This window comes from Gluconobacter wancherniae NBRC 103581 (assembly GCF_007988885.1).
Taxonomy (GTDB): Bacteria; Pseudomonadota; Alphaproteobacteria; order Acetobacterales; family Acetobacteraceae; genus Gluconobacter; species Gluconobacter wancherniae.
Genome location: NZ_BJUZ01000001.1, coordinates 1372279 through 1398161, shown reverse-complemented (window position 1 = coordinate 1398161; position 25883 = coordinate 1372279). Strand labels below are relative to the sequence as shown.

The window sequence follows — 25883 nt, the reverse complement described above, 5'->3', positions numbered from 1 at the left end:
AGCCAAACGGCAGGTTCAGGACACGCGGTGTCCGATGGACCGATCCGTCACAGCTTCCCGACCTCGCGGCAAAGCTGGAGCAGACCGCCCATCCGCTGCTGTAGCACGGCGCCCAGCACCATCACGCCTTCCAGCAGGCGCGCACCTTCCGTATCCGCCCGCAGACTCTCCAACCGTCCTTTGAGTAGCGCATGCTCGATCTCGATCAGACGCAGCACGTCGTGCAGAGCGGCATGCAGCTCTTCGAGACCGGCTGGACGGGGTGGTGGCAACAGTGGATCTTCAGGCATGACAATCCCTTGGACAAAAATATCGGTTTCATGCGAGGATCTGACGATGACGAGTCACGGGCCACGCAACATTTCGACGTCAAGAGATACGGTTTTCCGACTTATATATCAAGCGGAATATCGTATTGATACCTCATTTCCGAATGAGGACTCTCTGCGTGCCCCGACATTCCAGGCGAAAGCGTAAACTCATGGACGACCAGATCCGCCTGATGCGCGAGCGCGGCGAGCGCCTCCGCGAAGCGGCCCAGAGTATTGGCATCACCCATGCCGCCAAGGCGGCGGGCGTGCCGTACACGACCCTGAGGGATTACATGAATGGCGGGGAGATGAAGTTCTCCGCCCTTGCGTCGCTGGCCCGGGTCTGCGGCGTGTCCCTGGACTGGATCGCCTTTGGCACGGTTGGCGGCTCACCTGCCGGAGCGACAGCGGTCCAGACCACATCGACCCGTCAGATCGTCGTGCCCTGGTATGATGCTCATGAAGATGGCCTCCGGATTGGTCGCGACTGGTTGCAGAGCGTCATTCCCCGGGACCTCACAGCCCTTTGCCTCATCAGCAATGCAGGCGATGCGATGGAGCCGACTTTGTCCTCGGGTGATCTGGTCATCGTGGATCGAAGCGTCACGACTGTGACGGGCAGCGCGCTCTATGCGCTCGAAAGTGCTGGCGCCGTCCTGGTCCGTCGCCTTGATCCTAAACTCGGTGGCGGGGTCCGGGTGATCGCCGACAATCATCGCTACCCGCCCCAGGACGTCGCGGCGGATCGCCTGGACTGCTTCAAGTTGCTCGGCGAAGTGGTCTGGACCGGCGGCGTGCCTCATCCTTGAGGCGTTCTTGATATACGGGAACCTGTTTCTACGAACAGGCTTTTATCCGTATTGACGATGCACGGGAAATCGTAGATCATCTGGCTTGTTGAGTTCACTTTGTGTGCAGGGCCGTCCTGCCACACGGGAGCTTCAAGGAGCTGGCGATGATGTCTCTGTCCTGTTGTGTCTTCCGGTCTGGCCCTTGTTCTTGCCTGTCAGGGGGCGTCTGACATGGTCGTCTCGGTCCTCCTTGTCCTGATCGTTCTTCTCCTGCTCGTTCTGGCCCTGGGTTCGTCGGTCAGGCTGTTCGCGTGGCTGAAGGCCCGCGACATTCTGCCGCCTGCGGCTCTGATGCTGGGTACGGCGCTGGTGATCCGGGTCGTCTTCCATGCCCACTGGGGGAGATAAGATCTCATGACGTCTTCAACAGACGGTCTGTACAGCGAGGCGACCGAAGCAAAACGCGCGGCCCGTCTGGCTGCCTATCTCGAAGAATACGGTGCCGAGGAAGACGAGACACGGCTTCTGCTGAGATATGTCTCGTGGTTCGGAGCGGGTGCCTGTCTTTTGTGCGGCATCGCCCTAGCTCTGCCCTGGCATCCGCTCTTTGCGTTCATTTTGGGCATGAGCTGTTGGACGGCTCCGCGCGAACCGTTTCTTCGAAAACTGAAAGCCGCTGAAGACCGTCGCAGGCTTCGCGGGCTGGACTGAGATAGTCCGTTCGTTTTTCGGCAGGTCGCCCGCTTTTTTCCAATTGTCCCGTCATCGACTGTTTTTGCAAAAACAGCAAAGGATCCCGCATGTCTGCACGTCTTCTTAGAACCCTGACCGTCACATTGTCTCTCAGCGGACTAATCGCCCTGACAGGCTGTGCCTCGGAAGGGAACGAAACCCTCAAAAACGAGACCAGCGCGTCCATCGACCAGAAGATCCATGATGGTGTGACCACCAAAGATCAGATCCGGGCCCTGTTCGGAGACCCACGCGAGAGCACGTTCACCGACAGCGGCCATGAACAGTGGCGCTATGCGTTCACCAATGCCTCGTCTGACGCCGCCAATTTTATTCCGCTCTATGGCGATCTGCATCAGGGCACCCATGGTACGGAAAAGACCCTGACCGTGATCTTCAACGGCGATGTCGTCTGGCACCACACCATGAATGCCTCCGCCGTCAAAACCGGCAGCGGGCTGTTCTGAGGTTATAGGAGAAAATCCCCTCTGGTGTTGAAGGCAGAGGGGGTTAACCCAGGCCGCTGAAGAGCTGGAGCTGGATGCATCATCTGGGGCCGAGGGCAGCGTGGAACAGTCCTGCACCAAGATCGACGCATCCGCTGGCAACTTACTCTTCCAGCATGGCAGGGCCTTGAGGCAGACAGGCCCACTCTGCGGCCTGGCCGAAAGGCTCCTCCTCGCCAGGCGGTGGAGAGACGACGTTGCCTGACAGCACCAGCAGCCGGTTCAGCGGCTCCCACTCCAGCAGTGTTTCAAGCAGCGCGGCTGCGCAGTTCAAACGCAGAAAAGGGCTGTCCTGCGTCAGTTCTGTCATCAGGTCTGTACGCAGTTCGAGGACGGATTCCTGCAACCCGCACGGCCGCAACCAGGACGCCCGCTGTCGTGCGAGCCGGTACAGACAGAGATCATGAGGCGGCCGGTCCTGCGGTCCACCCAGCACGCGATGCAGGAACGACATGTGAAACCCTGCCAGAACAAAGGGTCGCGGGGCATCCACCGGCATCAGGGCCCGGAACAGGGGATCGCTGATGGTCAAGGCAGGCTGACCATGCTCGTCGGGACTTTCTTCCAGATGACCCGAGGAACGCCGGGGCTCACTCAACCAGAGCAGGCTGCGTCCTTCGACAAAGCCATCCCTTTGCAGCAGGGTGACGGGAGCGCCCGCATAGGGCGCTCCTTTCTGATCCGGCGTGATATCGAGCAGTTTCAGGCGCGTGACGGGCCAGCGCGGCAGCCGGATCGGACCAGGAGTCATGATCTGCCTCCCGAGCGAAGCGGCGCTACCAGGGCGAGGAAACGCTTCTGTAACTGCGCTGGCTCAAGCAGATCGTTGAGATACCAGATCTCGGGCGTAAGGCACTTCTGCCGGTAGACCTCCAGTCTTCGGTCGAACTGCGCCAGAAGATTCGCTTCGCAGTCATTGCGCGTCACGCGGTCCGCACCGCAGGCGCCTACAACCTCAACGTACCGAACCCGATCCTGAAACCGGATCCCCAGATCGGAGAAGAAGAGTGCCGGCCCCGCAATCTGGATGCGGGGCTCGACGTCCAGTGTAATGTCGTCTGGCGCGACAGGACGCAGGGCTTCCCAGGCGATCCGCTCGGGCGTGGAGTTGAGCTGCGTCCCATCTTCAGCAATTTTCCCTCCTGTCGGCAGATCGTTCCAGCACGCCATGGCCGCTTTGATGACTGCCGCCCAGGCCCAGGTTCCGCAGTCGCCAAGCCGGGTCAGGTGTTGCCCCGCCGGTGTTGGAATATAACGAAACACAGAGCTGGGCTGCTGAACCCGCAAACGCAGGCTTAGCTCGCGGTAGAGACGAAGGTCGTCCGGTGTTGGCTCGAAGAAAGAGCGCGTGTGACGAGGCGCGGTCGTAGCAGCGACCGGGGTTTTTGTGAGAAGCATAAAGCCTCCAGATTTTTGAAGATGAAATGAAGGGCCAGGCCGACACTGTCCGGCCTGTGGTGTCAGGCGTTACAGGCGATACGGGAGGCCGCTCCCGGGGACCTGGGCGGTCCAGAGTGCTTCGATCAGTCTTGCGGCTGCATGAATACGGACCAGGTCGGAAGCTGGGTGAACGCCTGACCGATCTTCCGCTGCAAACCCAGGTCATCTCCTGTGCCCCCATGAGCAGGACGATATCCGGAAGAAGGACAGAAGAAGAGAGGATGCTGTCTGGGCCGTCCTCTTCTGCACCAGTTAAATCTGGCATGGGCTGCTGCAGGATCTGGTCGCGCAGAACCTGTCTATTGGCCGGGTCCTGATCGGCCTTCCGACCAGGAAACCACAGACCCACGCGTTCAGCCACGGGCACGGGTTCGCGCCGGGACAAAACAAGATCGTACAGACAGATCGCTGTCCCGGTCGTCCCGAGCGGAGCGTCCGGGCGATCGCGGGAGGCGACAAGACCCATCAGGCGGACAGCCAGGTCCGTGCGCAGGAAGGACGTCATGTCCGGTCTCCTGCGTTCTCCGTCAGCGCCCGGTTCAGGGAACGGACGGTCTGCGCCAGAACGATCAGCGTACCCTCAAGCCGCGTATCGCTGGTGAAAGCTCCAGGCTGTGCGATGACATCGCGCAGTGTGGGAAGAACAACGCCGGCAAGAACGGCATGGGCGTCAAAAAGCGTGTCGAGTTCGGTGAATGACCTGGTCATTGCGAAAGGCTCCAGAAAGAAGGCAGATCCAGAGAGAGAACGAGAGAGAAAACCCTCGCTCTGGTCGCACGGCGACCATTCCAGCTCACGCTCCGCGTGAGCTCATCTGGGGGGAGGACCAGCCCGGTCTCCCTTGCGAAGCCAAAAAAAACGACAGAACCACTCTGATCATTTTCCGTCGTGAGAGAGAGGAAGAGAGGTTGAGTTCTGCACCGCCGCCCCAGGGGCGGCGCGACCCCGGAACGGGGGCGCGTGCAGGTTAGAATGACGCGTCACAGCGTGATGCGGACGCCCACGGCAGGGCACGAACATGAAACGGTTTTAAGGGACTGTTTTAAAAGGGTTTTTGGAGCCTTGCTCCAAAAACCCAGTATCGTGCCATCTTGAGCGATCTGGCAGCCCGATTTCATGGCGGATTGCCATGGTCTGAGGTTGCTGATCGGGTATCGCTCTGATCCGCTCTCGGCGTGTGACGCTTGAATGACGCATCCCGGGTCCGCGCGATGGCGACATGACGCATGGATGACGCGTCATCGGGCGTTTGGTGGGTTTTCAGTGCGATCGGCAGAGTTCATGCATTTTGCCACAGACACGGAGACGGGGTTCTGAAGGCGCTGAAACCATTTCTGACCCGGAAAAATTTTCGGAAGTTTGAGGCCCGTTCAGGTGTCTGGATCCCCGATTTCAGAGTCTTTCCAGGTGAAAAGCGGGGCGCTGTCAGGATTGGGACGCGGAGGCACCGGGGCCGCCTCACTGGATTGCCCGGCACAGAAGCGTTCCCAGGCGTGCATCATCTCTGAACGCCTGTTGAAGAGATCCCCCCGGCGATAGGCCGCCTCGACCTTGTCACCGATGGCATGGGCCAAAGCCATTTCGGCGACCTCGCGTGGAAAGTCGGTTTCTTCGGCCGCCCAGTCCCGGAAGCTGGAGCGCAAACCATGGATCGTCACATCCTTCGTGCCTGCGGCCTGATGGAGGGCTTTGGAGACCGCGACATCGCTCAACGGCGAACCGACCCGGCCACCAGGAAAGACGAAACTGTCCTCACCGGAACGGGATCTCAGGGTCTGGACTTTATACAGCAGCGCCATCGCTCCGCTCGTCAGGGGCACACGATGCTCCCGCCCGGCCTTCATCCGCTCGGCCGGGATGGTCCAGATCTGTTTCTTCAGATCGATCTCCGACCACAGGGCCTTGCGGACCTCGCCAGAGCGGGTTGCGGTCAGGCAGACGAACCGTGCGGCCAGAGCTCCTACACCATGCTCGGCGCCGAGCCGGCTGTAGACTGGCGGGAGGTCGCGATAGGGCAAGGCGGCATGGTGCACCACCTTTGTGACTGCCGTGGGTTTGGGGAGAATGTTGGCCAGGTGCCCCCTCCAGCGGGCCGGGTTCTCTCCCTCGCGCCAGTGATGGCTCTGCGCGTAGTCCAGAATGCGCTCCATCCGTCCACGCAGCCGTGTTGCGGTTTCGGTCGTGCTCTCCCAGATCGGTCGCAGGACAGCGAGCACGTCTTCTGTCTGGACGCTGCCAATCGGCCTCGAGCCGAGGACGGGATAGACATGACGCTCGAGAGAGCTGCGCCACATAGGGGCCGAGCGCGGATCTTTCCAGCCCGGCGCCTGTTCGGTGATGTACTGCTCGGCAACCTGCGCGAAGGTGCGCTCCTGAACGGTTTCTCCCTTCTGCCGGGCTTTCTCTTCGAGAGGGTCGAGCCCTTCCAGAAGCAGGCGCCGGTTCTCGGTCGCCCGGAGCCGGGCATCGGCCAGAGAAATATCCCGGGCGGGACCGAGTCCCATCTCCCGTCTTTTGCCGGTCTTTGGGCTTTTGTAGCGGAAGGTCCAGGCCCGGGTGTCGCCCCGGACAGTGATCCATAGATTTCCGCCATCGCCGTGAACCCCGTCTTTGAGGGAGGCGACCTTGCGGGCATTCATCTGGTTCGGCGGAAGCTTGCTCATGGCTTTTCAGTCCCATCTTCCGTCCCACCTTACGGGATAGGTTTCAATGCGTCTATCTGCTTCTTCAGGAGGGCATAAATTTCTGTAAAGCCATCAAAAACAATGGTTATTGCGCCGATCCGCCTTTCCGTGACGCCCTACATCGGCGGACGCCCTCTCCGTCAAAATGCTGAAAAATTAGTTTTTCGCTAACTGGCTGTGTTCGCCTGTAAATGGTTTATCGGCATCCAAAAAATCGGCGTTTGTCTGCATCGTGTGAGCAATCACGACGAGATAGGTGATTGCGCGCGTCATCTCCAGACGTGTGATGAGATCTGTTTCCAGTGCATCGAGTGCTCGGAGGCGGCGCACTGCGGCATTTGCTACGCGTGCCGCTTTGTCGTGGCGGCGTGTGGAATGCTCAACGTATTGAAGCACCAACTGAATCGGGCGACGAGCGCTTTCAGGAAGATACTCCCGATCCATCAGGGTTCTGAGGCGGATGACGTTCAGTCCAAGTGTCAGTGTCGCAAGTGTCCCTTGAATGCACGCTTCGATGAGTGGGAGCGGGGTAGGGCCCGCGTGCCGGATGAGGCGTGCAAAGCGATCCGTGTTTCTCCCAACCCATGCACTGATTTCAGGTTTATGAGAGGGTTGAGCCAGGCCGCGCAGTTCGCTCAGCATTACGCGGCGTAATCTAAATCGCTCAGCGCTGCTGCTGAAGGGCAATACTGCTCGAAAGACCATGACACTGATGCAAACAGCGAGAACGGTTGCCATGTTCCCGTTGTAAAATGCCATCTCGTTCATGATGCTATGGTTATGAAGTCCAAGCATTGCAGGTAGGAGCAAGCCGTAAGCTGCTGATCCACCAGCAGTTGCAGGATTACCTTTTGCCAAGCCGCCAAGAAACATTGCGGGTCCAAGGAAAAGAAATAACGTTTCGTAGGTTGTCACTTTGGGCATTAGAACAAACACGAGAAGCCACGCCATCGCGTAGGCTGCCAAGGCTCCCTTGAGAAATTCCGTCGTGCCCAGAACCGGATTTTCTTTGGTGGCGAATAGTCCACAGACAAGCGTCGTGATTGCTATGAAGCCTAGCCCGTTAGGCCATGCAGTAACTTCATAGATCAGCGCAGTGATCATCACGACGCAGGCGCCACGAATACCGTTATGTATGGCTTCCCTGGTGTCGCGATGACCTTGTCTCTGGAAATGGAAATGGTCACCGCGGATAATATGTGTGCTTGCTTCGTATTCGACGATTGCCAGTTCCATGTCGCCGAGGAGCTCGCCCAGAGAAACGAAAAGAACACGCTCATCGAGATTCGGAGCGTAAGCGCCTTGTTCTGAAGCAAGTTCAAATGGCTCTAATTCTGGAACGGGCTCAAGGCTTGTGAGAATATCGTCGTGGCGATGGGGCGCTGCATATTGTCGGCATAGGTCCCGCAGATGCTGCAGTTCTGCGAGTAGATCTGGGACCTCTGTAGATAGAGGAAGTCTATCGGGAAAATACTTTAAAAAGAGCAGGATTTCTTCTGCTACCTGTTCAAAAGCGGGATGATCATGGCTCAGAAGTTGTAGGCGTGTGGCCATGCCAAAGCCACGGGAGAGCAGAATGGAGACAGCCGCTAACGCTGCACGAGCGTGGTCACCTTCATGGCCGTGTGGGCCCATTTCGACTTCGGCAAACTCGATTTGATCATTGATCGTTAGAATGGTCCCGAATTGGTTCCGTGCTGCCGTCAGTGCTCCTCGTTCGGCACCAAGAATGCTTTTCAGGGTGCGCGAAACAAGGATCAATGCCGACTCTAGTTTATCGCGCATTTGCGCGCGTGCCTGACGTTCCTGGCTTGTTGCAAAGATGAATCCCATCAACGCTTCGCACAGCACGCCTAAAACAATATATGTGCTTCTGGAGACGGCGACGAAGAAAATATCATTAGGATTGGACGCTGCATCCATACAGATGATGGAGCAAGTATATCCTGCAAGAACAAGGGCATAAGAGCGAAAGTTGCTGACGAATGTCGCGAATCCGCTGCAAAGACCGATCCATATCGCGATTAGCGGAAAAAACATCCATGGCGCCTGTGGTGCAAGTGCCATGAACGCAATTGCTGCGATCGCACCGATGATAGTCCCAATGATGCGCCAGCGGGCCTTTGACTGACTTTCGCCCCGGGTTGTTTGTGCCACGGCCCAGACTGTCATGGGAGCCCATGCTGGGCTGTCCAGTTCCATCCAGAACGCAATGCCCAAGGAGAGGCACGCAGCAATCGTGCTTCTTAGGGCAAAAGTAACGCTGGAAGGAGACGGTGAATAAATCCACCACAGGAATGGCTTTTGGCGAGTTCTGCTGAATGCGGTTCTCCAGCTGGAAACCTTTGGCGGTTTCGAGTTGGGGGAGGGCGCAGATGAAGCGCCATTAATCGTGCTGCTACCACTCATTGCAGACATCTATTAGGCACAAACAGTGCTTCGGGGCGAGGGCAGAATTGACTATCCAAGTGCCTTTTAAAAATTTCCCACTCGGAAGTGTCTTTAATGTCCTTATCGGCGCTTCTCTATATTTTTAAAAGTATCGTTTTGCCTTTTTTGATTTATAAACGTTACTGATTAAATGTCATTTAAATAAAATATATAAATATCACTATGATATATATATCATGAATAATTTATTTTAGTGAATATTTAATAATTTTTTGAAAAAATTTAGCATTCATGTGAATTTTTCTCACGGGGTAAGGTGAATACCGTGGGGTAAAATTAATGCAATTGTAGACGTTATAAAATGTTACCTTTGTCATCGCATGTCAGTGCTTACTGATTGGGTATTGAAGTATTTGTTTATGGACAGTATTGTGTGGTCAGTGGAAAGCGCTATGTTATCGCTGAATCTGATTTGAAAAGGTATACGAATATGTCCGAGAGCGAGGGTAATACCAGCCTTCTGGAGCTGACGGCTCAGATCGTAGCAGCTCAGGCTTCTAAGGGGTCCTTGGACGCTGGGTCTCTTCCTGGTCTTATTCGCCAGGTTTACGATGCGCTTGCCGGGGCGGGTGTTCAGGTTGAAGCTCCTCAGCCTGAGAAACTTCAACCAGCTGTGCCCATCAAAAAATCAGTATTCCCTGATTATATTGTTTGCCTTGAAGACGGTAAGAAGCTGAAGATGCTCAAAAGACATCTTCAGAGTGCTTACGGCATGTCTCCTGAGCAGTATCGTGAACGCTGGGGGCTACCTTCCGATTATCCGCTCGTTGCTCCAAGTTATGCAGAGCGTAGATCTGCGCTGGCGCGTGAAATTGGTCTTGGTCGTAAAATTAGTGCGACCTCAGATGCTGTCAGCTCAGATAACGATGTAGAAGCCCGTCCTCGTCGCGGTCGTACCAAGAGCTAAGTTCTAAAAATAATTATTTGCTCTTTCCTGATACTCGGTTCGGGAAAGAGTAATTAGTGATTTCAAAAAGGTGGTTGCGTGGGGCCTGATACCGATTCTCCGGTAATCCGTTTGTTGAACGGTCGTCGGCTTCTTTACTGGCGCATTGCAGCGATCTTTTGTTTTGTCTTTTCTTGCATTGTATCGACAAAGCATTTTAGCTCCAGATCCACTATAGCGAGTACTAAGCCTCATATTGCGCGGCTCGTTATACGTGGAGTCATCAAAAACGATGTCTCGCGCGTTACCGATGCTTTGGCAAAAGCTCAGAAGTCGCCTTCCGTGACGGGGCTTCTGCTTGTGGTTGATAGCCCAGGTGGTGGTGTTACGGGGGGCGAGCGCCTTCACGATGCCATAGCGAATTTTGCGGCGGTGAAGCCGGTTGTGGTTTCGATGGGGGATATGGGGGCTTCTGCCGCCTATATGCTCTCTGTTCCCGCTCAGCATTTAGTTGCACGGCCATCTACGCTGACAGGCTCCATCGGTGTTATCATGCAGCGCGCGGATGTTTCTGGGCTCCTCTCCAGATGGGGTGTGGCTATGGATGCCATAACTTCTGGAAAAATGAAGGATCAGACAGACCCGACGAGCGCCCTTACGCCTGAGGGGCGGGCAATGTTGCAGGGGCTGGTTGATGATCTTTTTGGTCAGTTCGTGCAAATGGTGGCGAATGGTCGCCATATGCCCGTAGAGAAAGTTCGAGAACTTGCGGATGGCCGTGCGTATACAGGGCATCAGGCGATTGCATTGAATCTGGTTGATGAGTTGGGAGATGAAAACGTTGCGAGGCGTTGGCTGGATAACAGGCTTCATGTGAGCTCTGATTATCCTGTTGCGGCTCTTCTGCCGGCTCATGATCAACATTGGTATGAAAATCTTTTCGGTCGCCGACGTTCCGCTATGTTGGAGTGGATGATTGGCACTCAGGCTGAGTTTTTTTTGAAGGAGCGGGCAGCAAGTCTGTGGCTTGACGGTCCCGTTGCGATCCTGCAACTTTGAATTATCTTTAGCTGCAACCGGGACTTCTTCTGAAATGACGAGATCGGAACTGATTGCAGAACTGGCGCTGCTACATCCTCACCTTCCTGCACGTGATGTCGAGCTTATCGTCGAGACAATCTTCGATGAAATCGCTGCTGCTCTGACAAGGGGAGATCGTGTAGAGTTGCGCGGGTTTGGTGCTTTTGCTGCCAAAAAGCGTGATGCTCGCGTGGGGCGTAATCCGAGGACGGGCAAAGCCGTCGATGTGGACGAAAAGTCCGTTCCATCTTTTAAGGTTGGTAAAGAACTTCGAGAGCGCGTTAACCAGAACGCTGCCCATAATGGTAAGTTAGGTTGATCTCAGAATCAGAAAATTTGAGAGAAATATTTAAAGTAACTCTATGAGTATTTCGGATTAAGTTCGCGTGTGATTTTGAAGTTATTTTTGGGTATCAAATATTTTTTCTCAAAAAGAAATAATGCTGAAATTGGCAAGGCGTTTAGTGGTCTGTAATATTGATTGATCGTAATGGTTTGTCTTTATTCCTGAGGCTGAGACTCCCAAATTCTATGGAAGCCCATCCAGCATGCGGGCTTCCGTGATAATCTGGATTAGTGATTTTTGAGGTTGCTGATTTCAGTCAGAAGAAAATCCCGGAAAACAGCTATTCGCTTTGAGGTCCTTAATTCCTCGGGATATACGAAATATGCTTCCACCAGCGGGAGGTTTTGTTCCGGCAGTATTCGCACAAGATTCGGGTGTGCGCTTGCTGCATAAAGGGGAAGAGAACCGATACCTGTTCCAGCGGCTATCGCTGTAGCAACTGCGGAAATGTTGTTGATGGCCAACCTGCCGCCGCGATGGGCGAGGCCTTCCTGACGAAGAAGGTCAAGAAGCCAGTTCACGTTTGGGAGCGGAAGGTGCCATCCAGCAAATCCGATGATCTGGTGATCGGCAAGTTCCTTGATTGTCTTTGGTGTACCGTAGCGCTCCAGATATTCCGGGCTGGCATAAATTGGCATCGGGAAATTTGCGAGATGGCGTTGGACCAAATCCGGTTGGGTTGGCGGATGCAGACGGATCGCGACGTCCGCCTCACGCATGCCCAGATCAAGATCGGCATCTTCTAGGAGTAACGTGACTTCAATGTCAGGGTGCATTTCAAGAAAGCGATGAAGGCGAGGGGATAGCCAGGAAAGGCCAAACCCTGTCGTCGTGGTAATCTTGATTTTTCCTGCGGCGCGCTCTTTGCTCTCACTCAGGAAAGCCTGTGTCAGGGCAAGTTTGGAGAAGACTTCCCTGACGGTGCGGTTCAGGACTTCACCCTGTTCCGTGAGGATCAGGCCTCTGGCGTGACGATGAAACAGCGGAACACGGAGAACTTCTTCGAGTGCGGAAATCTGGCGTGAGACTGCGGATTGGCTGAGGCTCAGCCTGTCGCCGGCGTGCGTGAATGATCCCGCTTCTGCAACTGCATGGAAAATCCGCAGTTTGTCCCAGTCCATTTTATGATCTCCGCGTTCTGTGGTTCGGCGATCATCGTCGTTCTTGGCCATGTCACCCGGCGCTTCTGTGCCTGTTATATTGTTGTAAAAACGAAACTGTCTCAATCAGAACTGATGGTCAAGTTTCTGTTAGTGTTGGGATACCGGCCAGATAACGTTCGGCTTCCAAAGCTGCCATACAGCCTGTTCCGGCTGCAGTCACTGCTTGTCGGAAAATCTTGTCCTGAATGTCACCTGCGGCAAATACGCCGGGGATGGAGGTTTGTGTGCCTCCTGTTTCAGTCAGGATATAGCCTTCATCATCGCACTCTACCTGATTGCGGAAGGGGCCAGTATTGGGATGATGCCCGATAGCGACGAAAACGCCGTCAACCTTCAGCTCCTCTTCGGCGGAATTTTCGGTGTTGCGGATCTTAATTCCGCTAACAACCTCCGGTGTTCCGCTGCCTAGAATTTCCTCGACAGCCCGGTTCCAGTGAATTTCGATTTTCGGGTGTGCGAAAAGTCGATCCTGCAGAATGCGTTCTGCACGAAGGGTATCGCGTCGATGGATAAGGTGTACCCGATCTGCGTGATGAGTGAGGTAGAGAGCTTCTTCGACAGCAGTGTTTCCACCACCAATAACGGCAACGGTTTTGCCGCGATAAAAAAAGCCGTCACAGGTTGCGCAGGCGGACACACCGCCGCCCTGAAGGCGTCTCTCCGAATCGAGACCAAGCCATTTTGCCTGGGCTCCTGTGGCGATCACGACTGTTTTTGCCAGAAATTCATCTCCGGAATCTCCGCGAAGATGAAAATATCCTTCACTATCCTGACCGTCTCTGAGGGAAGCCTCGGTGATCAGATCATAGATAATACGGGTGCCGACATGCTCGGCCTGTTCGCGCATCTGTTCCATTAGCCAAGGGCCCTGAACAGGCGCTGCAAAGCCGGGAAAGTTCTCGATTTCGGTGGTAATGGTCAACTGGCCGCCCGGTTGCAAGCCTGTCACCAGGATGGGTTTCATGCTTGCACGGGCCGCGTAGATTGCCGCAGTGTAGCCTGCAGGGCCGGCGCCCACGACCAGTAGGTCAGTGTGATGGATGTCGGGCATGAAGGTTCCTCGTCGGTGTTTTCTTTCTCATATAGAGCCTTCAGGCGCAGACGCCATCTTTGCGGAAGCATTCTCCTGCAATATATCACTGTATGAAATGAATGCTCCCACACCCACCACACCGATTGAACTAGATGCCATTGACCGGCAGATCATTGCTGAGCTGCAGGCTGACGGTCGAATGACCAACGTTGAGCTGGCTCGCAGAACTGGCATTTCTGCGCCCCCTTGTCTCAGACGTGTTCGCCGTCTTGAAGAGCATGGGATCATCAAAGGCTACCATGCCGAAGTTGATGCGGATCTTCTGGGATGGTCTCTCAATTTTTATGCCCTTATCGGCCTCGATAGTCAGAAGGGGAGTGTGCTGGAAGCTTTTGAAGCTCAGGTAGGCGCGTGGCCCGAGACGCGTGAATGTCACATGATACGGGGTGGCGGAGATTTTCTGGTGCGTCTTGTCGCGCGCGATGCCTCTCATCAGAATGTGCTGACGCGGCGCCTGACTGAAAGCGTCAATGTTGTACGGGTACAGACCCTGCAGACTATCCACACAAGTCGTGATCTCGCTGGAGTTCCGATCTAAGGCTGGAAGGCAAGCCCATGACGGCCCTCGCTTCTGAGACGCTTATTTCCCTGCCGGCGGAATTGAGTATCGTCGTCCCATGCTACAATGAGGCACTTAACGTTGTTCCTCTGGTTCATGCGCTTGATGGGGCGTTGAGTGGATTGTGTCGGTGGGAAGCCATCTTTGTTGATGACAATTCACCCGATGGCACCGCCGACCAGGCCCGGGAGATTGCGCGGCAGGATCCAAGGGTTCGTGTCATACGCAGGGTCGGGCGCAGAGGCCTCTCCTCTGCGGTAATAGAGGGGTTTCTTTCGTCCAGCGCGCCTTTCGTGGCCGTTATGGATGGAGATCTCCAGCATGACGAAGCAGCATTGGGGCCGATGCTCGACTTTCTGAGGTCGGGTGGTGATATGGCAGTCGCAAGTCGACACGTTGAGGGCGGCGATAGCTCCGGGCTGGCAGGGAAGTGGCGGCACTTTTTGTCAGAGACCGGTATCCGTGCCTCGCAGTTTGTCATGCATCACAAACTTGCCGATCCGATGAGCGGCTTTTTCGCAATCCGGCGCCCGCTTTTTGAACAGATTCTTCCTCGGCTATCAGGAACAGGCTTCAAGATTCTTTTGGATTTGGTGATGTCTGCTCCCAGGGAACTGAAAATTATTGAGGTTCCGGCGGTCTTTCGTTCCCGCGTCGCTGGCGAGAGCAAGCTCGATGCGATCGTGTTGATCCAGTTTGCGACAATGGTGCTCGACAAGCTGACCAAAGGTTATCTGCCAACCCGGTTCATGGCTTTTGCAATCGTTGGCCTTATTGGTGTTTTTGTAAACGTTGCGGCCATGAATGTTGCTCACTGGCTTGGCATGCGCTTTTCATTGGCGCAGCTATTTGGGACCATGGTTGCTATTTTGGTCAATTTTTGGCTCAACAACCGCTTCACATATTATGATCGACGCCTCAAGGGGGCGCGCCTGTACGGTGGTCTCTGCATTTTTGTAATCGCCTGTTCCATTGGTGCATTTGCAAATATCGGCGTTGCGCACATGATTTTTGCGGGTAACAGTCCAGCTCATGGACATTGGGACCGCTCTTCTGCCGCTGGCGCGGTAATTGGTGTGGTCTGGAATTACGCGATTGCATCCACACTGGTCTGGAGATGAGCAGGGATCAGGGTGGGTTGGGGTGCAGGCTCTGGCTTTTACTTTTTGTGGTTACGGCCGTAAGGCTCGTGCTTGCGGCCTGTATGCCCCTGACGCCCGACGAAGCATATTATTGGGTGTGGTCCCGTCATATTGAGGGTGGGTATCTCGATCACCCGTTCATGGTCGCGCTTTGGATACGTGTTGGGACTTTCATTGCGGGTGAAAATCCCTTCGGTGTAAGGCTACTAGGGCCTATTTCAGCTTTTTTGGGATCCTGCATTCTCTACAAAGCGGCGACCAACCTCATAACCCCTGGACGCTATATATTGGTGGGGGAGAGGGCAGTTCTCCTTCTGAATGCCACTTTGATGCTCGGGCTCGGCGCTGCCACCATGACGCCAGACACGCCCCTATTATTTTTCATAAGCTTGACCCTCTACGCCCTGAGCCGTGCATTGACCGCGTCCGAAGTGGGATTGTCTCGGGTATGGTGGGCGATTACCGGGGCAATGCTCGGGCTGGCATTTGATGCGAAATATACGGCTGCACTGATTGGGATTGGTATCGGCGGCTTTGTTCTTACGGACCGCCGTAGACTGTGGCGTCAGTTAGGGCCATGGGGGGCTATCCCCGTGCTTATGATGGTTATGTCTCCGGTAATTTACTGGAACGCTACTCATCACTGGGCAAGCTTTATAAAACAGGGAGAACGTAACGGGGACTGGCACCCTGCAAGGGCGCTCCAGTTTTTGGGTGAGCTATTGGGTGGGCAGGTTGGCTTGGCTACGCCCATAATTTTCGTGATATTTGTATACGGTGCGTATCGCACTTTACGCCGGGAAAACTTGTTGGCATGGCTCATTTTTCTCCCGGCGTGCGTCTTTTTCATTCATGCGCTCGGTGATCGGGTTCAGGCAAACTGGCCAGCTGTGATCTATCCTGTTCTTGCTCTTGCCGCAGCTGGAACGAACTGGCGCATTCGTACTGCAGTTGTCAGTGGATTTGCGCTTACGCTGGGCGTGACGGTGCAGGCAGCTTTTTCTCCTGTGCCCCTAACGGCGCATCAGGACCCAATTCTACGGCAGACTGCGGGATGGCAGGAGTTCGCTCATTCCCTCGCCGTGCGGGCTACCGAGCAGGGGGCGAGCGCTCTTGTGGTGCGGGACTATGCATTAGCATCCGAACTCGCCTTTTCGCAAAATGTGCTGCCTGTTGTCGGCGATGATCCAAGGTGGCAGCTATTTTCGCTTCCAGCCCACAATGTTGCCATTGGCTTGCGTGTGGAAGAGGAGCGCAGAGACAAAAATAGTTCCGATTTATGCCGCCTCTCCAAGGGACATATAGTCAGATGTTACGCATCAGCGCTTGTCAGTAGTGTGCAAGGCGCCCAACTGCCCAAACGTTTTTAAACCTCCTCTTAATCTTTAGCTGCGAGAGTGCCGCGTATCCTTTCGGGAGGTGGCATGAGCAAGAAAAACGGCAAAGAAGCACGCAAAATCGTCATAAAACGATTTGAGGTGGTCGAGGGCGGTCACCATGGCGGCAGCTGGAAAATTGCCTATGCCGACTTTGTAACAGCCATGATGGCGTTTTTTCTCGTGATGTGGCTCATCAACGCCACGACCGAGGAACAGCGCAAAGGCATCGCGAATTTTTTCAATCCCATGGCGATGCAAAAAGATACCCCACCACCTCTCGGGAGTGTCTTGCCGCCTGACCCTGCGCCTCTTGCCACTTCTCCTCCGCCATCAATCATAGCGACCCGAGACAAGAGTGGCGGAGATCCGCGCTACGACGATATTGGTCCGCGCAAACGCTCAGGACAGGACCCTGAACGGAGTGCTCAGGTTGTGGTTTTGCATGACAACCAGCTTCGGCCGGGAGAAATTCCTCGTAGCGGGCCTGAATCAGCTCAACAAGCAGGATTTCGCACCGGGAGCGGAATGTATCAGGACGGCGTAGTACGCCAGATTCGATCTGCGATTACGGACGACAAGGGTCTGTCAGCCGTCAAGTCACAGGTGGCCGTGACCAGCGGTGATGACGGAATTCATATTCAGATAGCGGATTCCGAGCACGAGCCCATGTTCCATCTCGGAAGCGCGCTCCCTAATCCATATGCAATCAAGCTCCTCCAGAAAATTGTCCCATATCTGGACAAGATTCCGGGTCAGCTTTCTATCGCAGGCTATACTGATGCTGCGCCCTACCGCCCCGGCTTGCCTGGAAACTGGGCCCTTTCGACGGAACGTGCCGTCTCTGCACGAGATATTCTCGTTCAGGCAGGCTTTCCAGACTGGCGCCTAAAATCAGTCAGTGGGCACGCTGATCGTGAGCTTTTTGATGCAGCGAAGCCGCTAAGCCCTAAAAATAGAAGAATTATCCTGATTCTTTCTCCAGAAATTCAGAAATAATATCTAATCCACCAGGATAAAATTCATGTTCATTTTCATTGGGCTAGGAGTTGTTCTTGCCTGTGTCTTCGGATCATTCGTTGCATCTGGAGGCGCGATCGGTCCACTTCTGGCGTCCATGCCATTCGAGCTCCTGACAATTCTGGGAGCGGCAGTTGGTACCTTTCTGATGGCTAATTCCATCGCTGCGCTGAAGCATGTTCCTGGAGGCCTAAAGAAAGCGATGAAGGGGTCGCGTTATAGTCGCACCGATTACCTTCAACTCCTGAGCCTGATGTTTCATTTCACGAAGCTAGCTGCAAGCAAAGGAGTTATGGCGCTGGAACCGCATATCGAAGACCCAGAAAGCAGTACGATCTTCGGGCAGTTTCCACAGATACGCGACAATAAGCGTGTATCCTCATTTATCTGTGACTATTTGCGGATGGTGGGAATGAACGCCACGGACCCTTATCAGATCGATGACGTGATGGGGGCTGAGCTTAAAAAGAATCTTCGCGAGGAAATGCATCTTCCTCATGCATTCCAGTCTTTATCTGATGCTTTGCCTGCTTTGGGAATTGTTGCTGCCGTTCTGGGTGTCATCAAGACAATGGCGTCAATCAGCAAGCCTCCTATTGTTTTGGGTGAAATGATTGCGGGCGCACTTGTCGGGACATTTCTAGGCATTCTGCTCGCTTATGGCATCATGGCGCCTATCGCGGGTCGTCTGGGAGGTGTCGTAGAGGAGGAGGCAGCGTATCTGGAGTTGGTGCGTGCCGTCATCGTAGCGCATCTGCAGGGTAATGCGCCGCAGGTTAGTGTTGAGATTGGTAGGAAGACTATTCCTACGGATTTTATGCCTACGTTTCAGGAAGTTGAGGAAGCAGTCAGCGAAGCTCCGGCAGGCTAAGCCCGGGAGCCTCAGAGCCATCAAGGTTCTGGGTTTCGAGGCTCCGTCAGAAGGCGCCTATATATAGGGTTTTCAAGCCGTGTGATTTGATGGCGTTTTTAAAGGGATACAAACAAAAAAAGCCGCCCAGAGGGGCGGCTTTTTCATGTTCGAGAACGGAGGATTAGAATCCTTCACGCTCCAGACGCTTGCGCTCCATCTTGCGGGCACGGCGAACAGCTTCAGCTGCTTCGCGCGCGCGGCGCTCGGAGGGCTTCTCAAAGTGGCGACGCAGCTTCATTTCACGAAACACACCTTCGCGCTGCATCTTCTTTTTGAGCGCCTTTAGCGCCTGATCAACATTGTTGTCACGAACGAGAACCTGCACGGTGCCGTCAACTCCTTTAGGGCTCGCACTCTGGCGTCGCCCGTGTAATGGCAATCCAATAAGGATGGTGCGCTTAACACAGTCTGATCAGCTTGTGCAAATCCATATGGTCTATTTGATGGTTTTTTATATCTGTCCGTCTCATCTGCCTGTCGGAAGCAGGCATCATTCTGGAGGTTCCCGATGACTTTACTCAAGATTGCCAGGATGGGGCATCCGGTTCTTCATCGGGTTGCAGAGCCGGTTTCTGACGTAAACACCCCGCAAATCCAGAAACTTATCGCTGACATGCTGGAAACGATGGCAGATGCACGGGGGGCGGGATTAGCTGCCCCTCAGGTGCATGAGGGGCTTCGCCTGATTGTTTATCACGTTCCGGTCAGCCGGGTGGAGAATCCTGAGGAAGCTCTTCCGCCGCAGGTTTTGATCAACCCGGTTCTGACTGCGGTCGGAAGGGAGACGATGATGTGCGTTGAGGGATGTCTCTCGATTCCGGGGCTTCGAGGAGAAGTTTCCAGGCATGCCCGCGTTCATTATGCAGGTCTGGATGCATCCGGAAACTTGGTTGAGGGAGAGGCATCGGGCTTTCACGCCAATGTACTCCAGCACGAATGCGACCATCTTGATGGCATTCTCTATCCACAGCGCATTACGGATTACAGCCGCTTCGGCTTTGTGGAAGAACTTTCGCGATGAGTTCGCGCATGCCGGACGGAAGTGCTTCTGCTGCTGCACATCTCTATCTGCGGGAAGAGCAGATGCGGCAGGCCTATGAGGCCCTGCTGCTCGCCTGGCGAAGCCTGAATGCCGAATGTGATACTATTTTGCGTGAGAACGGCCTTGGGTCCGCCCATCACAGGATACTGTTTCTGGTGTCATCTCATGAAAACATCACACCCAGCGTTCTTCTGGAGCGATTGGGAATTACCAAGCAGTCTCTCGGGCGTGCGCTCAACGACCTCAAAGAGCGCCAGATGATTGAGCAGGGATATGATGCCAATGACAGGCGTTTGCGTCCGCTCAGACTTACGGAAAAGGGGTTGCAGATCGAACAGCGTCTTTTTCGCCTGATTCGCGGGGTCATGACGAACGCCTACCGTGAGGCGGGCGTCTCAGCAGTAGAAGGTTTTCGTAGGGTGCTCGCGCCATTACAGGAAAATTCGGAAGGTAAGATAGGATGAGCGACGAGCATATTATCGTTGTCGATGACGATCCGCGCCTGCTGAGGCTCCTCCAGCGATACCTTTCAGAGCACGGATATCGCGTGACAACGGCAGCAAGTGCCATGGATGCCCGTAAGGTTCTGGAAATCATGCAGCCAGATGCTCTGGTATTGGATGTCACCATGCCAGGAGAGGATGGACTGTCTCTCACACGTTCACTGAGGGAAGCAGGGGTTTTCTTCCCCATACTGCTTCTGACTGCTCGGGGAGAGCCTGCCGACCGGATTGATGGGCTGGAAGCGGGCGCTGATGATTATCTTGGAAAACCATTCGAGCCTCGCGAATTGCTCCTGCGTCTGCGTGCACATCTGAGGCGCATACCGACGGTCGTTAACGCGAATGCAGGGACGCCCCCCATATTGAGGCTGGGGCGGCTCGAATTCGATCTGGCTCGCGGTCTGCTGACAGGTGATGATGGTCCTGTGCATCTTACAGGAGGGGAAGCGGCGTTGCTGGGGGTTCTGACCCGTCGACCCGGAGAGGTGATGTCGCGAGAAGAAATTTCACAGGCGCTGGACATGGATGAAATCGGAGAGCGGGCCGTGGACGTTCAGGTGACCCGTCTTAGGCGTCGCATTGAGGTGGACCCTCGGGAGCCCCGCTTCCTTCATACTGTGCGGGGGAAGGGATACGTCCTGAAGCCTGGCCTATGAGCGGTAGTGCCCTGAGTGATCGCTGGGGGCGCTTGGAGCGTGTTCTCAGGCGCATGCTCCCACGCTCGCTGCTGGGGCGGTCCATGCTTATTGTCCTGCTTCCCCTGCTTGTGACGCAGGGCATCGCGCTGGGTCTTTTTTACGGCACATACCTCAATGTCGTCTCCCGCCGTCTTGCTGATGGTGTGGCGGGCGAAGTGTCGATGGTTGTGACGATGATTGAGCACGAAAAAGGGCGCTTGGCTCAAATTCTCCAACAAGCCGAAAGGCAGACGCAGTTACAGTTCACATTTCGCCCAGGCGCACATATCGGCAGGCAGGGATCAAGCCACGTCCTGGGTCCGATGGATGAAGATTTTGAAAGCGCGCTCCGGCAATTCCTAGACTACCCGTTTTACGTTGACTGGCTGGATCAGGAAACGACGGTACGTACGACTGTGCAATTGCCGGAGGGAGTTCTCGAAGTTCTCACGCCTCGCAAGCGCCTGAACATTGAGCCGATCTGGTTCTTTGTCGCCTGGGCCGTGAGCAGCTCCGTACTCCTTTTCCTGATCGCCGGATTGTTCATGCGCAATCAGGTCCGCGCCATTCGTAGGCTGGCACGTGCGGCAGAGATGTTTGGGCTGGGGCGGGAGCAGGGGCCAATCCGCCCTCAGGGTGCTAGAGAGGTCAGGCAGGCGGCACTTGCGTTCAATCGGATGCAGGAGCGCGTTAATCGCTTTGTGGCTCAGAGGACGGCGGTTCTGGCTGGCGTGTCTCATGACCTCAGAACGCCACTGACGCGCCTGAGGCTCACGGTGGCGATGCTACCCTCGGAAGGGCGTGTTGATGCTGCCACTCTTCAGCCAGACGTCGCTGATATGGTGACGGATATCGGAGACATGGAACGCCTGATCGGCAGTTACCTGTCTTTCGCCAGAGGTGAGGGGGCTGAACTTCCTGTACCAACAGATATTCGTGCGCTGCTGGAGGATGTCGTCGCGGCAACACGACGTGCCGGAGGGCGTGTTCTGGGACTTGTGGCAGATGGTCCCGTGGAGGCGGTTGTACGTCCCGATGCCCTGCGGCGCGCACTCACGAATCTTGCTGATAATGCGCGACGGCACGGCGGGGCCATGCGATTCTCGCTACGGGAGAGTGAGCGTCGGGTGGAAATTATTGTGGAGGACAATGGACCTGGTGTGCCGCCCGAGCGTCGGGATCAGGTTTTTCAGGCCTTTGACGCAGGAGGTCCGGGACGGGGGACGGGGTTGGGCCTCACCATCGTGCGCGACATTGTTCACGCGCACGGAGGGTCTATCAGACTGCTAGACAGTCCTCTTGGAGGGCTGGGCGTGCTCTTGAGCTTACCCAGATAACTCCCCCGTTACGAGATCAGGGGAGTGTGTTGCCCGCACCACCCTGGCCTGTGCCCTGATTGCTCATAGGTCCGGTGCCACCACCAAAGGTACTGCCCATGCCGCTCATCGGGTTGTACTTGCCAACGTTGCCCAGCAGTTCCTGAATGACAGACGTCTTTGTTCCTGGCGCTGGCGTCGTCTCGCCAACCATGCCCACCCGGATTGCATCCTTGCGGTTCAGGGTATCGAGCTTGCGGAGAACGCCTGCGTTATCAAAGTTCAGAACCACGACCTGCTGTTTGTCGATGGACGGAAAGCCCAGCGGCGTGGGAGACGTGATCATTGAAATATAGATCCACATGTTGTCATTGAAGGTGGCGTGGGACGTCGGTGATCCCAGTAGGTCCAGTACGTCGGAGCGCGTGCTGGTTCCCGGTTTTAACTGGGCGTAATCCGTCTTTTCGATCAATGATCCGCGTGGCTCCGGGATCGGAGCAAATACGGCACATCCCCCCAGAAGAAGCGGAACACAGGCGAGGCCGGTCAGCCCAAGGCTGCGGATGCGGCGTGTTCCGCTTTGGGTGGTGGAGGAAGATGCGCTATTCATGGAGTTGCAAGATGTCCTGTGCGAGAGATCAGCCATCTGATCGCGTGCCCGAACACTGCTTCTATGTCAACGATTTCCCCTTATATTGGGTGGAAATCAATTCACTATTTCGTCTGCTCAGGAGCCGCCCTTGTCCCATAATCCAGAATTCTCACGCCGGGTCATGATGAACCGAATTGGGGGCGGTATTGAAGAAACGGTGGAGGCCAACGAAACCGAACGCAAAGCCTTAGCCGCCCGGTTTGGTATTCCATCCGTAGACAAGCTCGTCTGTCGTTTTCGCCTGACGCCCGTCACCAGCAAAATTATTCTGGCAGAAGGCTGGATCGCTGCGTCTGTGCATCAGTCCTGCGTCATTACGGATGAGATTTTTGCCGATGCGCTGGCAGAAGCGTTCAGTGTTCGCTTCATTCCGTTGGAAGATATGCCAGAGGACGAATTTGATATCGATTCTATTGATCTTGATGCGATAGACGAAGTCCCTCATGATGGGCGGGCAATTGATCTGGGTGAAGCGGCTTCCGAGCAGCTTGCTCTGATGCTTGATCCGTATCCGCGTAAGCCCGGTGCCGGTCTTGAGAATGCTGTGGATGTTGCGCCCAGAGAGGGCGATGACGACGCAGATGGTCTGCTGCCGGAAGACGCAAAGGCTGCAAAGCCTAACCCGTTCGCCGCCCTTGCCGCTTTGAAAAGCGGTAAAAAAGGGGAATAAAATCGAGCTTTGGCTTGCGAGTTCGCGTGAGCTCTGCTAGAGCCGCCCGCCTGAACTCGGCGTAATTACGAGACGACGAACAACAGGGCACCTGATGCTGCGACACGCGGAGCCGGGGTGCCGATACAGAACCAGAAAGAGGCATAACCGCCATGGCCGTCCCCAAGAGAAAGACCACGCCGTCCCGTCGTGGCATGCGTCGCAGCCATCATGCGCTTCAGGTCGAAGCTCATGCAGAGTGCTCCAACTGCGGCGAGCTGAAGCGTCCGCACCACGTCTGCAGCCATTGCGGACATTATGATGGTCGTGAAGTCGCTTCCGCAGGAAACTCGGGCCGTGCTCTCAAGGGCGTCATTCGCGCCTGATCACTCTGCGGGCAGAATATTCTGCCCGCATCTGCGATTTTGCGATGATATCCGGGGACCGCGTTCATGACTAAAGCTCCCGTCACGACAGACAGTGACGCAGCGGGCTCCAAGCCCTATACCCTTGCAATAGATGCAATGGGGGGGGATCGCGCTCCCGATATCGTACTTGAAGGTCTCGATCTTGCAGCAGACCGGCATCCAGGTGCCAGAATTCTGCTCATTGGTGACGAGGCCCTTCTTGTTCCGGCTCTGGCCCGACATCCGCAAGCTGCTCGGATCTGCACCGTTCGGCATGCTCCCGCCAGTATTTCCATGGAAATGAAGCCAACGGTAGCGTTGCGCGTGCGTGGTTCGTCCTTGCGCGTTGCTATGGAATCTGTTGCCTCTGGTGAAGCGTTGGGCGTTGTTTCCGCTGGAAATAGCGGTGCCATGCTGGCTTTGGCCAAGATTATCGTCAAGGCGCTGCCGGGTATATCACGCCCTGCTATGGTTGCGGTTCAGCCGTCAGCCAAGGGCGATGTTGTGATGCTGGACCTTGGTGCCAATATAGCCTGTGACGCGCGCAATCTTGTTGAATTTGCTGTCATGGGTGAGGCTTTTGCCAAGGCTGCGTTGGGGCTTGAGCAGCCGACGATCGGTTTGCTGAATGTCGGCTCTGAAGAGCTCAAAGGTGATGATCGCCTGCGGCAGGCTGCTGATACATTGCGTGCAGGCGTTCTGGCGAGCCAGTTTCATGGTTTCGTTGAGGGGCATGATATTACAGCTGGAACCACGGACGTCGTGGTGACGGATGGATTTACCGGCAATGTTGCCTTAAAGACAGGTGAAGGTGCGCTGAAGCTTGCGTTTGGGCTGCTACGGCGCGTTTTTGAAACCAATCTTTTGACACGCATTGGCTATCTTCTCGTCAAGCCGGGTCTCGAGCGTATGCGCGAGTGGATTGATCCGCGGCGTTACAATGGTGCGGTTTTTGTCGGGCTGAATGGTATTGTCGTGAAATCGCATGGCGGTGCCGACGGTGAGGGGTTTGCTGCGGCGGTTGATGTCGCGATGGATGCCGTTTCTCATCGCCTCAATGAAAAGATCCGAGCTCGCCTGGAGCAGATCGAGATGCTGTCTGAAGATAATTCTCAGGCTGCAGACAAGGTTGCGGGTTGAAGGTTATGCAGAAAATGAAGCGTGCCCGGATTACTGGTGTTGGTGGCTGCCTGCCCGTTCAGGTCGTTACGAACGACGAACTCGCTGTTCGTGTAGATACGTCTGACGAGTGGATCCGTGCGCGAACCGGTATTCTCCAGCGGCACATTGTCTCCGGTGACGAAAATGCCGTGAGCATGGCCACCGATGCAGCCAGAAAAGCTCTCGACCATGCTGGGGTCTCGCCTGCAAATGTCGATGCAGTGGTTGTTGCTACGTCAACTCCCGATCAGGTTTTCCCATCCGTGGGGGCTCGTGTTCAGGCGGGTCTGGGAATGACTTCTGGCTTCGGTTTTGACGTAAGTGCAGCCTGCTCAGGCTTTATCTATGCTCTTTCAACGGCCAATGCGCTTATCTGCGCTGGGCAGGCAAGACGTGTTCTGGTCATTGGCGTCGAGGTGTTCTCGCGACTGATGGACTGGAATGATCGTACGACCTGCGTGCTCTTTGGCGACGGAGCGGGTGCGGTTTTGCTGGAAGAGGGAGGCTCCGATGGGGAAGGGGTTCTTTCCACCCATCTTCATTCCGATGGGCGTCTCGGTGATCTGCTCTATGTTGATGGTGCGGCCGGGTGTGCGGGGACGACCCAACACCTGAAAATGCAGGGTCGCGAGATCTTCCGTCATGCCGTGGCGAAACTCTCTGCTGCTGTTGACGAAGCCCTGAGTGTGAACGGCCTGACGGCTGAAGATGTTCAGTGGCTTGTGCCTCATCAGGCCAATATTCGCATTATTGATGGCATGGCTAAAAAGTTGGCCCTTTCATCTGAGCGGGTCGTCGTGACGGTCGATCGCCATGCCAATACTTCGGCTGCCTCGATTCCGTTGGCTCTGAACGAAGCGGTTCACGATGGACGTATCCAGAAGGGCGATCTGGTTCTGATGGAAGCTCTTGGTGGCGGACTTACCTGGGGTTCTGCTCTGGTCCGGATGTAAAAATCTGTCGAGATCAGACTAAATCAGGCC

The 25883-nt window shown here is 55.3% G+C and carries 30 protein-coding genes; 20 read left to right on the top strand and 10 right to left on the bottom strand.

Features of this window, described 5'->3' with window-relative positions; all coding sequences use genetic code 11:
• Positions 1-47 precede the first annotated feature (47 nt).
• Positions 48-290, bottom strand: coding sequence for a hypothetical protein (locus GWA01_RS06560; protein ID WP_146795117.1), 243 nt, complete (start codon positions 288-290; stop codon positions 48-50).
• A 191-nt stretch (positions 291-481) separates the two neighbouring features.
• Here GWA01_RS06560 and GWA01_RS06550 point away from each other — a divergent pair, with 191 nt between their 5' ends.
• From GWA01_RS06550 to GWA01_RS06535, 4 genes are all read left to right on the top strand, one after another.
• A complete protein-coding gene (locus tag GWA01_RS06550) occupies positions 482-1120 on the top strand; it encodes a LexA family transcriptional regulator (RefSeq protein WP_146795619.1) in 639 nt (212 codons plus the stop codon).
• A 165-nt stretch (positions 1121-1285) separates the two neighbouring features.
• On the top strand, positions 1286-1510 hold the full coding sequence (locus GWA01_RS06545) for a hypothetical protein (protein ID WP_146795111.1): 225 nt from the start codon (positions 1286-1288) through the stop codon (positions 1508-1510).
• Positions 1511-1516: 6 nt separating this feature from the next.
• A complete protein-coding gene (locus GWA01_RS06540) occupies positions 1517-1813 on the top strand; it encodes a hypothetical protein (protein WP_007284191.1) in 297 nt (98 codons plus the stop codon).
• An 89-nt stretch (positions 1814-1902) separates the two neighbouring features.
• Positions 1903-2301, top strand: a complete 399-nt coding sequence (locus tag GWA01_RS06535; protein ID WP_146795108.1) for an outer membrane protein assembly factor BamE — start codon at positions 1903-1905, stop codon at positions 2299-2301.
• Between the two features lie 142 nt (positions 2302-2443).
• Here GWA01_RS06535 and GWA01_RS06530 read toward each other — a convergent pair whose 3' ends face one another.
• From GWA01_RS06530 to GWA01_RS06505, 5 genes are all read right to left on the bottom strand, one after another.
• Positions 2444-3091 carry a hypothetical protein gene (locus GWA01_RS06530; RefSeq protein WP_146795106.1) on the bottom strand — a complete coding sequence of 216 codons (648 nt, stop codon included), beginning with the start codon at positions 3089-3091 and terminating at the stop codon, positions 2444-2446.
• Positions 3088-3738: a hypothetical protein gene (locus GWA01_RS06525; RefSeq protein WP_146795104.1), complete on the bottom strand. Its 651-nt coding sequence runs from the start codon at positions 3736-3738 to the stop codon at positions 3088-3090. Before GWA01_RS06525 ends, GWA01_RS06530 begins: the two co-directional genes overlap by 4 nt.
• A 543-nt stretch (positions 3739-4281) precedes the next feature.
• Entirely contained in the window at positions 4282-4488 is a 207-nt protein-coding gene (locus tag GWA01_RS06515; RefSeq protein ID WP_016738202.1) for a hypothetical protein, read from the bottom strand.
• A gap of 662 nt (positions 4489-5150) precedes the next feature.
• A complete protein-coding gene (locus GWA01_RS06510) occupies positions 5151-6443 on the bottom strand; it encodes a tyrosine-type recombinase/integrase (RefSeq protein WP_146795102.1) in 1293 nt (430 codons plus the stop codon).
• Positions 6444-6620: 177 nt separating this feature from the next.
• Positions 6621-8873: an FUSC family protein gene (locus GWA01_RS06505; RefSeq protein ID WP_146795100.1), complete on the bottom strand. Its 2253-nt coding sequence runs from the start codon at positions 8871-8873 to the stop codon at positions 6621-6623.
• Between the two features lie 472 nt (positions 8874-9345).
• On the opposite strand from GWA01_RS06505, the gene GWA01_RS06500 reads away from it, so the two are divergent.
• The 3 genes from GWA01_RS06500 (at position 9346) to ihfB (ending at position 11200) form a co-directional block, all read left to right on the top strand.
• Entirely contained in the window at positions 9346-9822 is a 477-nt protein-coding gene (locus GWA01_RS06500; protein WP_146795098.1) for a MucR family transcriptional regulator, read from the top strand.
• 177 nt (positions 9823-9999) lie between these two features.
• Positions 10000-10860 carry a signal peptide peptidase SppA gene (sppA, locus tag GWA01_RS06495; protein ID WP_229316025.1) on the top strand — a complete coding sequence of 287 codons (861 nt, stop codon included), beginning with the start codon at positions 10000-10002 and terminating at the stop codon, positions 10858-10860.
• A 34-nt stretch (positions 10861-10894) separates the two neighbouring features.
• On the top strand, positions 10895-11200 hold the full coding sequence (ihfB, locus tag GWA01_RS06490) for an integration host factor subunit beta (protein ID WP_146795094.1): 306 nt from the start codon (positions 10895-10897) through the stop codon (positions 11198-11200).
• Between the two features lie 254 nt (positions 11201-11454).
• Here the strand turns inward: ihfB and GWA01_RS06485 are convergent, their stop codons facing one another.
• Both GWA01_RS06485 and trxB read right to left on the bottom strand, forming a co-directional pair.
• Positions 11455-12348, bottom strand: a complete 894-nt coding sequence (locus GWA01_RS06485) for a LysR family transcriptional regulator (protein ID WP_146795617.1) — start codon at positions 12346-12348, stop codon at positions 11455-11457.
• A 118-nt stretch (positions 12349-12466) separates the two neighbouring features.
• The gene (trxB, locus tag GWA01_RS06480; RefSeq protein WP_146795092.1) at positions 12467-13441 is read right to left on the bottom strand and encodes a thioredoxin-disulfide reductase; all 975 of its coding nucleotides are present in this window, start codon (positions 13439-13441) and stop codon (positions 12467-12469) included.
• Between the two features lie 97 nt (positions 13442-13538).
• Here trxB and GWA01_RS06475 point away from each other — a divergent pair, with 97 nt between their 5' ends.
• From GWA01_RS06475 to motA, 5 genes are read left to right on the top strand one after another with little or no spacing between them, the layout of a single operon-like run.
• Positions 13539-14021, top strand: coding sequence for an Lrp/AsnC family transcriptional regulator (locus GWA01_RS06475; RefSeq protein ID WP_146795615.1), 483 nt, complete (start codon positions 13539-13541; stop codon positions 14019-14021).
• Between the two features lie 17 nt (positions 14022-14038).
• Positions 14039-15163, top strand: coding sequence for a glycosyltransferase (locus GWA01_RS06470; RefSeq protein WP_146795090.1), 1125 nt, complete (start codon positions 14039-14041; stop codon positions 15161-15163).
• On the top strand, positions 15160-16554 hold the full coding sequence (locus GWA01_RS06465) for an ArnT family glycosyltransferase (RefSeq protein ID WP_146795088.1): 1395 nt from the start codon (positions 15160-15162) through the stop codon (positions 16552-16554). Before GWA01_RS06470 ends, GWA01_RS06465 begins: the two co-directional genes overlap by 4 nt.
• Positions 16555-16608: 54 nt before the next feature.
• Positions 16609-17559, top strand: coding sequence for a flagellar motor protein MotB (locus GWA01_RS06460; RefSeq protein WP_146795086.1), 951 nt, complete (start codon positions 16609-16611; stop codon positions 17557-17559).
• 25 nt (positions 17560-17584) lie between these two features.
• The gene (motA, locus tag GWA01_RS06455; RefSeq protein WP_146795084.1) at positions 17585-18451 is read left to right on the top strand and encodes a flagellar motor stator protein MotA; all 867 of its coding nucleotides are present in this window, start codon (positions 17585-17587) and stop codon (positions 18449-18451) included.
• Positions 18452-18614: 163 nt separating this feature from the next.
• Here the strand turns inward: motA and rpsU are convergent, their stop codons facing one another.
• Positions 18615-18818, bottom strand: a complete 204-nt coding sequence (rpsU, locus tag GWA01_RS06450) for a 30S ribosomal protein S21 (RefSeq protein WP_007283570.1) — start codon at positions 18816-18818, stop codon at positions 18615-18617.
• A 183-nt stretch (positions 18819-19001) separates the two neighbouring features.
• On the opposite strand from rpsU, the gene def reads away from it, so the two are divergent.
• The 4 genes from def to GWA01_RS06430 are packed head-to-tail and all read left to right on the top strand — an operon-like array spanning position 19002 to position 22052.
• Positions 19002-19514 (top strand): peptide deformylase, encoded by a 513-nt coding sequence (gene def / locus GWA01_RS06445; protein WP_146795082.1) that lies wholly within the window; start codon positions 19002-19004, stop codon positions 19512-19514.
• A complete protein-coding gene (locus tag GWA01_RS06440; protein WP_146795080.1) occupies positions 19511-19999 on the top strand; it encodes a MarR family winged helix-turn-helix transcriptional regulator in 489 nt (162 codons plus the stop codon). The genes def and GWA01_RS06440 overlap by 4 nt, the downstream gene beginning before the upstream one ends.
• Positions 19996-20694 carry a response regulator gene (locus GWA01_RS06435; protein WP_146795078.1) on the top strand — a complete coding sequence of 233 codons (699 nt, stop codon included), beginning with the start codon at positions 19996-19998 and terminating at the stop codon, positions 20692-20694. The genes GWA01_RS06440 and GWA01_RS06435 overlap by 4 nt, the downstream gene beginning before the upstream one ends.
• Positions 20691-22052, top strand: a complete 1362-nt coding sequence (locus GWA01_RS06430; RefSeq protein ID WP_228118386.1) for an ATP-binding protein — start codon at positions 20691-20693, stop codon at positions 22050-22052. Before GWA01_RS06435 ends, GWA01_RS06430 begins: the two co-directional genes overlap by 4 nt.
• Before the next feature lie 16 nt (positions 22053-22068).
• On the opposite strand, the gene GWA01_RS06425 is transcribed toward GWA01_RS06430, so the two are convergent.
• Positions 22069-22641 carry an outer membrane protein assembly factor BamE gene (locus tag GWA01_RS06425; protein ID WP_146795076.1) on the bottom strand — a complete coding sequence of 191 codons (573 nt, stop codon included), beginning with the start codon at positions 22639-22641 and terminating at the stop codon, positions 22069-22071.
• A 130-nt stretch (positions 22642-22771) separates the two neighbouring features.
• Here GWA01_RS06425 and GWA01_RS06420 point away from each other — a divergent pair, with 130 nt between their 5' ends.
• The 4 genes from GWA01_RS06420 (at position 22772) to GWA01_RS06405 (ending at position 25853) form a co-directional block, all read left to right on the top strand.
• A complete protein-coding gene (locus GWA01_RS06420) occupies positions 22772-23353 on the top strand; it encodes a YceD family protein (RefSeq protein ID WP_146795074.1) in 582 nt (193 codons plus the stop codon).
• A 152-nt stretch (positions 23354-23505) separates the two neighbouring features.
• Positions 23506-23718, top strand: a complete 213-nt coding sequence (gene rpmF, locus GWA01_RS06415; protein WP_146795072.1) for a 50S ribosomal protein L32 — start codon at positions 23506-23508, stop codon at positions 23716-23718.
• 66 nt (positions 23719-23784) lie between these two features.
• Positions 23785-24879 (top strand): phosphate acyltransferase PlsX, encoded by a 1095-nt coding sequence (gene plsX, locus GWA01_RS06410; RefSeq protein WP_146795070.1) that lies wholly within the window; start codon positions 23785-23787, stop codon positions 24877-24879.
• A gap of 14 nt (positions 24880-24893) precedes the next feature.
• Positions 24894-25853 (top strand): beta-ketoacyl-ACP synthase III, encoded by a 960-nt coding sequence (locus GWA01_RS06405; protein ID WP_228118385.1) that lies wholly within the window; start codon positions 24894-24896, stop codon positions 25851-25853.
• The last annotated feature ends 30 nt before the right edge of the window (positions 25854-25883 follow it).